The sequence below is a fragment of the Neotamlana laminarinivorans genome (genome assembly GCF_020523925.1).
Lineage (GTDB): Bacteria > Bacteroidota > Bacteroidia > Flavobacteriales > Flavobacteriaceae > Neotamlana > Neotamlana laminarinivorans.
In genome coordinates, this window is the sequence record NZ_JAJAPW010000005.1 from 113,868 (window position 1) to 128,236 (window position 14,369).

A 14,369-nucleotide genomic window follows, 5' to 3' on the forward strand; every position below is an offset into this window, starting at 1 on the left:
ATTATGAATAAGCAAATACTTAGTAAATATAAGTTTCAATTTAAAAAAGGATATTTTGTTATCCTTTTTTTTATTTCAATACAATCAATAAGTCAGTCCATAACAATAAATACAACAAATTACAAGCAAGTAATAGACATGATTGGGGCAGATATTGAGCGTAGTTCAATAGCAATACAAAACGCGAAAAATAAAAATGAAATTATTAATTGGGGATTTAAAGATATAAATTTTAACTATTGTAGAGTGCAGTACGATAAGCATCAAGAGCTTACGCAAGGTCAAAAAAAAATGGGGTTTTATAAAAAGCAGCTACAAACCATGAAGCAAATAAAACAGTTAAACCCTAACATTAAGTTTTTTGCTACTATGCGAACCGATTACAATGGCTACGGAAATAAAAACAATATGCCAGATTGGATAGTGAATTATAAAACTAAAGCAGTAGATGTAAAAAAATATGCAACGTTTTTAGCCGACTATTTAGAGTTTATGGAGCACGAAAATTTAGCCATAAATACATTATCTATTACAAAAGAATGGACTTCTTTTATTAAACCAAAAATTGGAAGTGAGATAATTGTCGAGCTGCAACAACAATGTAACCTTCGGGGAATAAAAATGCCAAAAATATCAGATCAAGGGTTTTGGAGTATTTCACAGGGTATTAAATATCTAAATGCTATCAAGGCATTAAAAACAGAACACCTCTATAGTTCATTTTGTACACACGATTATAAAAATGAAGGACAAGAAAAGTGGCAAACAATTATAGCCAATACAAATAGTTTAGATAAAAAGTTATATGATGACGAATCGAGCACAGGATCAGGTTCTCCAACCTATGGATCAGAGCGCCCTATAAAAAAACAATTACAAGAATATATAGATAAGTCCGAGGCTTATAAAGCTGGACTAAGCGGCGAAATATTTTTTGAAATATGGTCGCGTGGCATAAACAAAGAAACCAGAGCTATTTATTATCCAGCAAATGGAGAAGGAAAAAGGCTTCGAGGCTATTTTATAATGAAGCAATTTTCTAACAACATTTTAAATTACAGGTATCTAACATCCGTAGTTAATAATATGCCAGATGTATATACAATGGCCTTTCGGAAAGAAAACAAAATAGTGTTCTGGATTTTAAATAATTCAAAAAATAAGTACGAAGTTTCAGTTAATCTAGATAATTCAAAGTTTTTGAGTGAAATAAATATGCGTTACTGGACAGATAGCACACCCTTAAATGGTGATTGTTTAATTTACAAAAGTAACCAATCAACTGTTAACTTAAGTTTAAAACCGGAAAGTATAAATTCTTATGTGTTTAGAGTTGTTAATTAAGTTTTAAGTATGCATAATGCACATTTTTAGGTGCTTATAAGGCGTTTGTAGCTATATAAGAATCATGATTTATATATTTTGAACTTAAATTTATTAATGTTCATTTAGTTTTTAAAGAAGTTTGGAGTATTGGTTTGTTAACCATTTGTTAAAAAATTATAAAATAAAATTTTAGAATATATGTAAAAAAAAAATAGAAAAACTAAAAATTAAGACTAGACCAATTAAACTAATTATTAAACCAAAAAGTATGAATAAAATTTATTCTTTAATCTGTTCGATGAATACACGATACAAATCGAGCAAAAAGATAATTAAGTCGGTTGCCGTATGTTCGTTGTTTGTAATAAACGGATATGCCACTACGGAAACCGCACTTAAAACTTCAGTAAATAATATCACAGATGAAAGTAAACAACAAGCTCAAGTAACAGGAACTGTTCTTGATGAAAGCGGAATACCTTTGCCAGGAGTAAATATTTTAGTTCAGGGTACAAATAGAGGGGTTCAAACCGATTTTGATGGTAATTTTACCTTACAAGCAACAAAAGGAGACGTGTTAGTGTTTTCTTATATAGGTTTTAAAACCCAAGAAGTTAAGGTAGGCAATTTCCCAACAGTAAATGTTACCATGATTGAAGATCTTACTGGGTTAGATGAGGTTGTTGTTGTGGGGTTTTCAACACAAACTAAAGAGGCTGTAGTAGGAGCTATTACGCAAGTAAAACCAGAAGATTTAAAAATTCCTTCAAGTAATTTAACAACATCTTTTGCAGGTCGTGTTCCTGGGGTAATTGCTTTTCAAAGTTCAGGCGAACCTGGTCAAGGTTCAGACAATGCTCAATTTTTTATTCGTGGGGCTACAACCTTTGGGAATTATTCGTCACCATTAATATTAATAGATAATATTGAATTAACAGCAGACGATTTAGCAAGAATATCTCCAGACGACATTGAAAGTTTTTCTGTGTTTAAAGATGCAACTGCAACAGCAATTTATGGTGCACGTGGTGCCAATGGAGTTATTGCTGTAAAAACAAAATCTGGAGAATTGGGAAAACCTAGAGTATCTGTAAGATATGAAACCACATATTCTCAAGCAACACAAAATTTAGAAATAGCAGACCCTATTACCTATATGAGGTTACATATGGAGGCTGTTAATACCAGAAATGCTTCGCCTAACATTAATCTTCCGCTACCTTATTTACAAAATAAAATAGATAATACAATAGCTGGAACAAATCCTTATGTGTATCCTGTAACAGATTGGCAAGATGAGCTTCTTCAGGATTTTACCAGAAATCAACGCTTAAATTTTAGTGTTTCAGGAGGAGGTAAAATAGCAAGATATTACGTGTCTGGTTCTGTTGCTCAAGATAATGGTATTCTAAAAGTAGATAATAAAGCAAATTTTAATAATAACATAGATAATAAAGTATATAACCTAAGGTCTAATGTTAATATCGATTTAACACCAAGTACAGAACTTATTGTTCAATTAAACCAAACAGTTGATGATTACCGAGGTCCAGTTCCTACCGGAAATCAAGTTTACAACATGATTACAAGAACTAATCCAGTACGTTTTCCAGCATACTATGCACCAGATGAAGCACATGCCACCAGAGAACATTTGCTATTTGGTAATGTTGATACAGGAGATGGTACTTTGGCTTCTTATTTAAACCCTTATGCCGAATTAGTACGTGGTTACAGAGATTATAGTAGAAATGTAAGTTTATTAAGTTTACAGTTAAAACAAGATTTATCTGGTATTACAGAAGGATTACGTTGGAGAATTTTAGGAAACATAACAAATACATCTTCATATAATATTCGAAGACAGTATAATCCATATTATTATGCCATATCAGATAATAACTATGATAGAGCAACAGATACTTATCAATTAACACCTTTAAACCCAGATAGCGGTACAGAGTATTTAGATTTTGTACAATTTCCAGATGATAGAGTTGTAAGCAGAAATATATATTTTGAAACAGCATTAAACTACGATAAAACATTTAAAGAAAAGCATACAATTAGTGGTTTGCTAGTGGGTATTGCAAGAGAAGCTGTAGATGGTAATGCCGATAATTTACAAGAATCGTTACCTAGCAGGAACATAGGCGTTTCAGGGCGTTTTACTTACGATTACGATCGTCGTTATTTTATTGAAGGTAACTTTGGTTATAACGGTTCAGAACGTTTTGCCGAAGAAAACAGATTTGGTTTTTTCCCTTCTGTTGGAGCGGCATGGGTAGTATCTAATGAAGATTTCTGGAATTGGGATTTTGTTAGTCGATTAAAACTTAGAGGATCGTATGGAGTTGTGGGTAACGCACAAATTGGAGACAGAAACGATAGATTCTTCTATTTATCAGAAATTAATTTTAATGGTACCGGAGCCACTTTTGGTACTTTTGGTGGCGATTCTGAAACTGGCGTTTCAATAGATAGATACGAAAACCCATATATTTCTTGGGAAAGAGCTTATAAGCAAAATTATGGTATAGAGGTGTATTTACTTAAAGACGCTATTCAATTACAAGCAGAATATTTTCAACAAAAAACCACCGATATTTTACAAACACGTGCAGATATTCCAACATTTTTAGGTTTGCAATCTACACCTGTTGCCAATTTAGGCGAAGGTAAATCTGGAGGTTTCGAGTTAACATTACTTGTTAATCATAATTTTAATAAAGATTGGTGGTTGCAAGCTACAGCAAACTTTGTAAAAACACATAGTAAATTTACTGTTTACGAAGAGCCAGATTTATCTGCAACACCTTGGTTATCAAAATTGGGTAATCCTTTTAATCAAGCATATGGTTTAGTAGCAGAACGATTATTTATTGATGAGGCCGATGTAGCCAATTCTCCAGAACAGCAATTTGGTGAAGTTATGCCTGGAGATATTAAATATACCGACATTAATGGAGATGGCATAGTATCAACTCTAGATATTGTACCAATAGGCGAGCCAACTCAAGCAGAAATAAGCTACGGCTTTGGTTTTTCATTAGGGTATAAAAACTTCGATATTTCTGCGTTTTTTGCTGGTTTAGATAATGTCTCGTTTTTTATAGACTCCGAAGGTTTAACTCCTTTTGCCGATACCGATGGTTCTGGAGACTATTTACCCGATGCTATAGCCGAAAATCAAATTTTGCAGGCATTTGCCGATAACCATTGGTCTGAAGAAAATCAAGATATATATGCATTATGGCCCCGACTTTCCAGCTACTCAGTTCAAAACAATAACCAGACAAGCACATGGTGGATGCGAGATGGTGCTTTTATGAGACTAAAATCGGTAGAAATTGGCTATAATTTTACACCAGACCAAGGTGATATTTTTGGTCAAGCCAACGTGCGCTTATACCTAAGCGGAACAAATTTAGTTCACTGGAGTAAATTTAAACTATGGGATCCAGAATTAAGAGGTAACGGACTAAATTATCCATTACAAAGAACCTTAAATATTGGAGCAAGAGTTAATCTTTAAAAAAAAGAAATATGAAAAAAATACATAAAATAATATTTTCTATGGTGTTTTTGCTTGTGTTTTCATGCGAAGACTATATAGATATCGTGCCAGACAATGTGGCAACCTTCGATTTGGTTTTTAATAACAGAACCAATGCAAAAAAGTTCTTTTTTACATTATATGGTTATTTACCAGGTTTTTCAGATTATAATGATAATGTAGCTTTAGTTGGCGGAGATGAAATTTGGACACACCAAACCTGGACGGCAATGAGTTTTTCACAAGGTGAACAATCTAAAGCATCTCCATTGTTCGATCACTGGGGAGATGGTAATCGCATTACACCTCATATTGCTTTACGAGATTGTAACATTTTTTTAAACAGAATAAATGATGTGCCAGATATGACACAAGAAGAAAAGGACAGATGGATTGCAGAAGCCAAATTTTTAAAAGCATATTTCCATTTTCATCTTTTAAGAATGTATGGACCAATACCTATTATTGATGAAAATATTGAAGTAAGTGAAGATATTATTTCTGTGCGAATAGGTAGAGATACCGTAGATGAAGTTGTGGATTATGTTGTAGAATTATTAGATGAGTCTATAGCAGGTTTACCATCGCAAATATTTTTAGAAGGCGACGAATTAGGAAGAGCAACACAGCCAATTGCAGCAATGCTAAAGGCTAAAGTATTAGCGCTAAGTGCTAGTCCTCAATTTAATGGAAATTCGGTTTATTCTACATGGACAGACGAAGAAGGTACACCCTATATCAATCAAACTTACGATGAAAATAAATGGCAATTAGCGGCAGATGCTTGTAAAGAAGCTATAGACTACGCACATGCTGGAGGACACTATTTATATACTTTCAATTCATCTTACGATTTATCAGATGAAACCATTTATAAAATGAATCTTAGAGGAGCCATTACAGATAGATGGAACGACGAAATTATCTGGGGTCAAGCCTATAATCCAACAACAAGTAATATTCAAAATGTAGCATTCCCTAGAATAGATCCTGCATGGGTAGGGCAAACCGCAGGTCAAGTAAATTCTTATTACTCGGCACCTTTGCATATAGCAGAACAATTTTATTCCATAAACGGAGTACCTATTGACGAGGATACTTCTTACGATTATGCTGGAAGATACAATTTAACAACTGGCGATGTAGAAAATCAATTTTATGTTCAACAAGGTTACGAAACTATAGGTTTGCATTTAAATAGAGAGCCAAGATTTTATGCATCATTAGCAGCAGATGGGGTATTGTCTTACGATGTTAATAATGAGGCAGATGATACCAGTTTGTTTGTTGTAAATGCTAAAAACGGAGGTGTTTCTGGTTATATAAACGAACGCCAATATAACCAAACAGGATATTGGCCAAAAAAATTAGTACACTATAAATCTTTTATTGCTAACGATAGTTATACAGCCGAAAATTATTCGTGGCCAGTATACCGTTTAGCAGATTTATATTTGTTATACGCAGAATGTTTAAACGAAGCCCAAGGCCCCTCAACAGAAGTGTATCAATACATAGATCAAGTTAGAGAGCGCTCTGGGCTAGAGGGCGTAGTAAGCTCATGGGCCTCATATTCAACTAATCCATCAAAACCAACAACTAAAGATGGGTTAAGAGATATTATTCACGACGAGCGCTTAATTGAGTTAGCTTTTGAGGGGCACCGTTTTTGGGATTTAAGACGATGGTATAAAGCACACGAATATTTAAATAGTACACCAATGAATGGTTGGGATTATTCTCAAGCTACAACCGAAAGGTTTTATAATATTGAAAACTATGGATATACCGAGTTCTCAATTCGTGATTACTTCTGGCCAATATCAGAAGCAGATATTTTAGCAAACCCTAATTTAGATCAGGCGTTTGGTTGGTAAAAACTAATAAGAAATACTAAATTAATTAAGATGAAAAATTTAAAATTACTAACGTTATTTATGTCTTTTGCACTTATTTTAAGTTGTGAAGAGGACAATACCGAGTCACTTGTGGCTAATGATGGTGTAGCCCCAGGAATGGTAACTGTAGAGGCTAATGCAGTAGAAAATTTTTCCGGAGGATCTAAAATAACATACAATCTTCCTGATGATGATGATTTATTATATGTAGTCGCAGAGTATCAAAGGGCTAGTAATGGCGAAGTTGTAAGTGTAAAATCTTCAGCATTTAATAACTCTTTAACTGTCGAAGGTTTTGCCAATGCCGAGGAGTATAATGTAAATTTATATGCTGTAGATCAATCAGAAAATAGATCTGCACCTACAATGGTAACTATTAGTCCAGAAGCCCCACCTTATACATTTGTATGCGAAACAGTTTACGCAGAAGCAACTTATGGGGGTATTCAGCTTTTTTGGGAAAATCCAGAAACAGGTCTAGTTACAATTGAAGTTTATATTGAAGATGCAAGTGGAAATTTAATTTTTAAAGATGCTATTTATACCGAAGGACCAACAGGGCAACGTTTAGTTTTAGGGCTTGATGCCGTAGAAACAAATTTTGTAATTATTGTACGAGACAGATATAACAATAGATGTCCGGAAATTAGAACAACATTAACCCCGCTTTATATTCAACTTTTTGATAGAGCAAATTATCAAGCTGTTTACCAAAAGCATGATACTCCAGATGCTTACGGATGGATCCTTCCTAATTTATATAATGGTTCATCAGGGGGTAATGGTTTTCATACACCACCAGGATGGGTAGATCCAGATGGAGAATTACCAGAATATGCAGATTGGTCATATGATGGTATCGATATGTATCCAACTATGTTTACCATAGATATTGGTGAGTTAGTACAGTTATATCGTTTTAAATATTGGCCTAGGCTTAGTAATTATATGTGGCGTCATGGTAACCCTCATTTATTTGATTTATGGGGTACAGATGAATTGAATGCAGATGGAACATTTGACGGGTGGACATTACTATTAGAAAACGTGGGGCCAGTTAAACCTTCAGGAACTTTAAGTAATGACGATAATACTACGGAAGATGAAGAGGCAGCAACTGCAGGGTTTAATTTCGAAATTTCTCCAGATATGCCAAAGGTTCGTTACATCCGATTTGTTCAAAAAGTAAATCAAGATCGTAAAAGTACGTTATTACATTTAACTGAAGTTGAGTTTTATGGAGATAACAGATAACATTAAAATTAAAATTTATGATTAATAATATAAAAAATAAGTTTATAAAAATCTTTGCAATTAGTACAGCAGGTGTTTCTGTGTTTTTTTCGTGCGATAATACAGATTTAACAGAAACGTATAATGAATACATTCCAGAGGCAGTAGTAAGTGTTGCTAAACCAGACTCTGTAGCTATAGTTCAAACAGGCTATAATAAAATAGCATTTCAAGTTTTTGTAAACGCTGATCCTAAAATAAATAAAATTGTTATAGCGTTATTTGATGATGATCTTACAGATGATGATGATAAACAAGTAGCTTCAATAGATGTTAACAGAACATTATTTGCTCCAGAAATTTACGAAGCAGAAGTGGAGTTAGAAGAAGGTGGTGCAGAATATTTTGTACATATAGAAGATGAATACGGTAATGAGTCTATTAAGTATGATGTATTTGGAACTGTTTTAGGAGCTTCTTATGTAGAAGGCTTAGCACCACGCTTATATTCAGATATTAGGTTATATTCTGAAACCGAAACAATCATTACATGGGAATCGAATAGAACCATAAATGACGATGATGAAGAGGAGGTAGTAAACCCTTTATTGGTAAAAAGTGTAATAACCTACACAAGCAGTGAAGATGGTACTGAGTTAACTATTGAAGTAGATGAATCTGAAGATTCAACCATAATCCCAGATTTTATATCAGAAGGTACATTTACGTATACAACTTTTTATAAGGTTTCGGCAAACTCTGATTATACTTTTGAGAGCAACCCAACCGAAGGTACTTTTCCAACCAAAATTTAAGTTTTTATTTTAAAACTTAAAACAGTTTGAATCTCCCATAAAGCTAAAATTAATCTTTCTGGGAGGTTTTTTTGTATTATATTGATTTGTATGTGTTTACTGTGTTTTATGGTTGTTTTGTTATATAGATTGAACAATAATTTATAGTGCGAATTACATCACTTTAAGATATTTATTCCAACTAAACTTTAAAACTAATTATAATGAAAAAAACATTACTATTTGTGTTTGCTATAATGGTAACCACAACATTATGTGCTCAAACTGTTGGAGATACATTTACAGATGGAGATTTAAACTATGAGGTTCTTAGTGTAGGTACACCAAACACAGTAACATTAACAGGTGGTGGGGGAGCCGTGGTTACAGTTCCAACCACAGTAACAGATGGTACTTACACCTATGAAGTAGTTGAGGTAAATAATAATGCATTTAAAGATAATGCTACACTTACTAATATTACACTTCCAAGTACTGTTACTACACTTAAAAATGGTGCTTTTAGAAATGCCGATAACTTAGTGTCTACAAACTATTCAAGTGTTTTAGTAACAGAAGCAAATTCGTTAAGTAGAAATGCAAGTTTTGATGGGCTGTCAATAGACTTGTCATCTGCAACAGAAATAAACGGTTATACCTTTTGGGAAAGTTACATTGCAGAAGTCGATATTGCTTCTGCAATAACCATCCACGATAACGCATTTAGAAGAACAGCACTTACATATATTAAAATACCGGAAACGGTAACTAGTATTGGAAGTGTAGCTTTTAGCGATACTAATATTGCAGCCGTTGAAGTTTACTGGAACGATGCAGGAAGTTTACCAACCATAGCAAACGATGCATTTTCTGGTTTAACCATTACATTATATGTGCCAGTAGGCACTACTAGTATTTACGAAAATGCAGCTGTTTGGCAAGACTTTACAATTGTAGAAGGAACCATACCAGAAAATTTAGGTGTTACATTTACTGAGGGCGATTATAATTTTATAATAACAGGAGCCGATACAGCAACTTTAACAGGAACAAATAGTACTACAGAAACACTTCATATTATTCCAGGTAGTGCTGCTTATTCTGGCGATGCATATACAATAACAGCTATTGCAGATAAGGCATTTTATCAAAACCTTAGTGTTGCTTCAGTTTCATTACCAACTTCAGTTAAAATTATGGGTAACGAGGTGTTTTTTCAATGTTACAGTTTAGCATCAATCAACACAGAAAACATTGAGTATATAGGCTCTAATGCATTCAGAGAAACAATTATTACATCTCTAGATTTGAGTGAGGTTAAAAGTATAGCTTCTAACGGGTTAGGAAGAATGGCAAAACTAACAGGAAATTTAAATTTACCTAAAATTGAAATATTAGGGGCTTATGCTTTCGTGGGGCCTGATGCAGCAGATGGAACACATATTACAGGTTTAAATTTAGGAAGTTCACTTACAGAGGTAGATACTAATTCATTTTATAGATTACGAGATTTGTCGTTACTAACAGTGGGTACAGATACACCACCAGCTTTAGCCGCAGGAGCAACTGCTTTCGATTTAAATACCACGCCTAGTAGTGGTTTAGTTTCAGATATTTCTTTAGAAGTGCCTACACCTACTGGAGTTTCAAATTATAGTATGGCAGATGGATGGTCTCAGTTTACAAATATTTCAGATAATTCGTCTTTAAGTACTGATAATATCTATGTAAATAGTTTAGGTTTTGCAATCTATCCAAATCCAGCAACACAAGTTATTTCAATTAAAAACACCGAAGGTTTAAACGCACAAATTAAAGTAAGCGATTTAAATGGAAGAATTTTAATAAGTAAAAATATCAATAATGATTTGTCTAAAATAAATATATCTAGCTTAAATGCTGGTATGTATTTATTCAAAATTACAACTCAAGGGAGAGAGTTTGTTATGCGTATAGTAAAACAATAAATTTACTGTAAGCAAGTATTTTAGTTTATTTAGAAAAAGCCGTTATCAATGCAAAATTGATGCGGCTTTTTTGTAAGAAAAGATACATTATTTATAGTTTATGGTTCATTATTTATATCTAAAATTTAAAACTTTTGGCAAATTGCATAACAAAGAATTAAACTTTTATATGAAATGAGTTTTTTAAAAAAAATAATTTTAAGCATTATTATAACAACAGCATTTTACCGTTTAAACGCACAAAATAATATTCAAATCGATGCAACTAAGCAAGGAGAAATATTTAATCATTATTGGAGTAAAATGGTTGGAGCTGGTAGAGCAAACGAAGCTTTGCGAGCTGGTTGGCTAGAGCAAATGCAACAAGTACAAGAAAATTGTGGTTTCCAGTATGTACGATTTCATGGGTTGTTTCACGATGATATGTTTCCGGTAATTATAGAAAATGGAAAAACCGTATATAATTGGCAATATATTGATGATGTTTTTGATAGACTCTTAGATTTAAATGTAAAGCCTTTTGTAGAATTAGCTTTTTTACCAACTAGTATGGCTGCTAAAAATTCTAAAACTGTTTTCTGGTGGAAAGCTAAAGTAACTCCAAAAGAAGATACCTTTACACAATGGCACGAATTAATTAAAGCTTTTACGCTACATTGTGTAGATCGTTACGGTATAAATGAGGTGCTTACATGGTATTTTGAGGTCTGGAACGAACCCAATCTTTATCCTTTTTTTTGGCACGGAACAAAATCGCAATATTTCGAGTTGTATAAGCAATCTGCTTTGGCTATAAAAAGTGTTGATGAGCGATTAAAAGTGGGAGGTCCCTCTACAAGTAATTTTGTTCCCGATGCTCGATTCGATAATGAAATTATAAACAATCATGTCTCAGAAGAAATATTTAAAATTGAAGATATAAATGCCCTAGAATGGCACGGCGTATGGATTGAAGATTTTTTAAAATACTGTAAAAAAGAAAATTTACCAGTAGATTTTGTGTCTACACATCCATATCCAACAGATTATGCTTTTAATCCAGAAACAGGTAAAGGTCGTGGGCTTACTCGCTACGTACACTCTTTAAAAGAAGATTTAGTATGGCTTAATAAAACTATAGCAAAAAGTGCATATCCAAATGCAGAAATACATTTAACAGAATGGAATACTAGCCCAAGCAGTCGAGATGCCATGCACGATCGTTTACCTGCTGCAGCATACATTGTAAAATCAAATTTAGACTGTATTGGCTTAACAAACTCTTTAGCATTCTGGACTTTTACAGATATTTTTGAAGAAAAAGGAGGCGCATCCAGTATTTTTCATGGGGGTTTTGGTATGATAAATTATCAAGGCTTAGTAAAGCCATCTTATCATGCCTATCGTATGTTACACCAATTAGGAAATCAACAATTGTACAAAGACGATTATGTATTTGTTAGTAAAAATTCTAAAGACAATAAAATTGTAGCATTAGCTTATAATTACCCAGAAGAATATGAAAATGCAGTACCGTCGGGTACCAATAAGCGTGAAGACGGTACTTCTAAAAAAATAAAATTAACTTTAACTAATTTAAAACCAGATAGTTTATTTCAAATTGAAATATTAGATAAAGATCACGGTAATATTCACAATTTTTGGGAATCTATGGGTAAACCAGAGCCGCCAACACGAGCTCAAATTAAAACTATGAAAGCTTATGCAAACACCATGAAAACTAAATTTATAAAAGTAAACAATAATGGCGTGTTAACTATTAACCATGAAATAACGCCGTGGAGTTTGGTTCTAATTAAACAAGTTAACTAATATAAAAACCATGAAAAATTTAAAACTACCGTTAATTGCGGCTTTAATTGCCACAGTATTTTTTACTGTTTTTGTTTCGGGTTGCCAAAACGAAAAAAACTTTATAATTAATGAAGCTGAAGTCGAAGCATCATTAATTTATGAAAATGATTTTGATGATGATTTAACCGATTGGCAGATAGAACAAATGGAAGGAGGTACAGTAGAGTTAAACAACGGAAAGTTAGAGATTAACGATGTTAAAGGTTGTACTGTTTGGTTAAAAGAAAAATTTACAGGTCCTATAATAATAGAATACAATGTGGTTATTATTCAAAATGGTGGTTTAAATGATAGAGTTTCAGATTTAAATTGTTTCTGGATGGCTACAGACCCGAAAAATCCTGGCAATTTATTTGCTAATAGCGCCCAACGCAAAGGTAAATTTTCAAACTACGATAGTCTACAATTATATTATATGGGTGTTGGGGGCAATCACAATAAAACAACCCGATTTCGAAGGTATACGGGCACTGGCGAACGTCCACTGTTACCAGAACACGATTTAAGTGATTCTAAATATATGTTAGAACCCAATAAAACGTATCATATAAAAATTGTAGCAAATAATGGGATAATTCAGTATTACAGAAATGGTGAATTATTTTCTAATTATAAAGACGAAGCACCTTACACATCGGGCTATTTTGGATTTAGAACAGTAAAAAATCATATGACTGTAGATGATTTTAAAGTGTATCAAATAAAATCTTAAAGCGTATTTGTGCTGTAAAGTCTAACAATCTGTTTAATTTTGCATTACCAATTGCCAAATTAAAAAGACAGACGTGTTAGATTATGAAGTTACATTTTCTTGATAGAAGTAGTTTAAACAACAGCTCATTTAGTGCTAGAGTTAATGAATATCCAAATTTTTTAAAAGTTTGGCACTATCATCCAGAAATGGAACTGGTAGTTATTTTAAAAAGTCAAGGTACTTGTTTTGTTGGAGACAGTATCGAGAAATTTAAACCAAAAGATATTGTTTTAATCGGTAAAAATTTGCCGCATATGTGGCAAAACGATCCAGAATATTTTAAAGAAGGTTCTCAATTAAAAGCTAAAGCAGTATCGGTTCATTTTAAAAAAGATTTTTTAGGTAGTTATTTTTTTGAAACACCAGAAATGATTCATCTTCTAGAATTGTTTGAGCGTGCTAAATTCGGACTTAAATTTTTAAAAGTACCCAATCGTTTAATTAACGAAATTACAAAACTACCAGAGTTAGATGGTTTTAATAAAACCATTGCCTTTTTAAATGTTTTAAACAAACTTGCTAAGCATAAAAACACTCAAAAATTAACCAGTCATGGTTTTGTAAATTCATTTAGGTTAACAAAAAGTAAGGTTCAAGATAAAGTACAAGCTTATATTTTTAATAACTTTAATAAGGACATAAATTTAGAGGAAGCTGCAAAAATAGCTAGCATGAATGCATCAGCTTTTAGTCGTTATTTTAAGCGTGTAAACAGAAAAACATTTTCTAGATATGTAACCGAAATTAGGGTTGGCTATGCTTGTAAACTATTAATTGAGAGCAAATTTAATATTGCAGCTGTTTGTTTTGAGTCCGGTTTTAAGAATATCTCAAATTTTAATAGGCAATTTAAGGTTATTATGAATTGTACCCCTTCAGAATTTTTAAAAAACTATAAATCGGAAGCTTCTGAAGAGGAAAAAAGTTATTCTGTTTAGGTCTTTTTTGTAAGGTATTTTTGCAATAACTCATGTGAGGTCTACTTAA

General features: G+C 32.8%; 9 protein-coding genes. All 9 read left to right on the forward strand.

The window, feature by feature from the left end; translation table 11 throughout:
- Positions 1 to 3 precede the first annotated feature (3 nt).
- The 9 genes from LG649_RS12430 to LG649_RS12470 all read left to right on the forward strand — a co-directional run bounded on the left by LG649_RS12430 (position 4) and on the right by LG649_RS12470 (position 14,320).
- Positions 4 to 1,344: a glycoside hydrolase gene (locus LG649_RS12430; protein WP_226544128.1), complete on the forward strand. Its 1,341-nt coding sequence runs from the start codon at positions 4 to 6 to the stop codon at positions 1,342 to 1,344.
- Positions 1,345 to 1,594: 250 nt separating this feature from the next.
- On the forward strand, positions 1,595 to 4,861 hold the full coding sequence (locus LG649_RS12435) for a SusC/RagA family TonB-linked outer membrane protein (RefSeq protein WP_226544129.1): 3,267 nt from the start codon (positions 1,595 to 1,597) through the stop codon (positions 4,859 to 4,861).
- 11 nt (positions 4,862 to 4,872) lie between these two features.
- Positions 4,873 to 6,759 (forward strand): RagB/SusD family nutrient uptake outer membrane protein, encoded by a 1,887-nt coding sequence (locus LG649_RS12440; protein ID WP_226544130.1) that lies wholly within the window; start codon positions 4,873 to 4,875, stop codon positions 6,757 to 6,759.
- Between the two features lie 30 nt (positions 6,760 to 6,789).
- Positions 6,790 to 8,034: a DUF4959 domain-containing protein gene (locus LG649_RS12445; RefSeq protein ID WP_226544131.1), complete on the forward strand. Its 1,245-nt coding sequence runs from the start codon at positions 6,790 to 6,792 to the stop codon at positions 8,032 to 8,034.
- 17 nt (positions 8,035 to 8,051) lie between these two features.
- Positions 8,052 to 8,828: a DUF4998 domain-containing protein gene (locus tag LG649_RS12450; RefSeq protein WP_226544132.1), complete on the forward strand. Its 777-nt coding sequence runs from the start codon at positions 8,052 to 8,054 to the stop codon at positions 8,826 to 8,828.
- Positions 8,829 to 9,031: 203 nt separating this feature from the next.
- On the forward strand, positions 9,032 to 10,774 hold the full coding sequence (locus tag LG649_RS12455) for a leucine-rich repeat domain-containing protein (protein ID WP_226544133.1): 1,743 nt from the start codon (positions 9,032 to 9,034) through the stop codon (positions 10,772 to 10,774).
- Between the two features lie 174 nt (positions 10,775 to 10,948).
- Entirely contained in the window at positions 10,949 to 12,586 is a 1,638-nt protein-coding gene (locus LG649_RS12460; RefSeq protein ID WP_226544134.1) for a GH39 family glycosyl hydrolase, read from the forward strand.
- 10 nt (positions 12,587 to 12,596) lie between these two features.
- Positions 12,597 to 13,340: a DUF6250 domain-containing protein gene (locus LG649_RS12465; RefSeq protein ID WP_226544135.1), complete on the forward strand. Its 744-nt coding sequence runs from the start codon at positions 12,597 to 12,599 to the stop codon at positions 13,338 to 13,340.
- An 83-nt stretch (positions 13,341 to 13,423) separates the two neighbouring features.
- A complete protein-coding gene (locus LG649_RS12470) occupies positions 13,424 to 14,320 on the forward strand; it encodes an AraC family transcriptional regulator (RefSeq protein ID WP_226544136.1) in 897 nt (298 codons plus the stop codon).
- Positions 14,321 to 14,369: the final 49 nt, after the last annotated feature.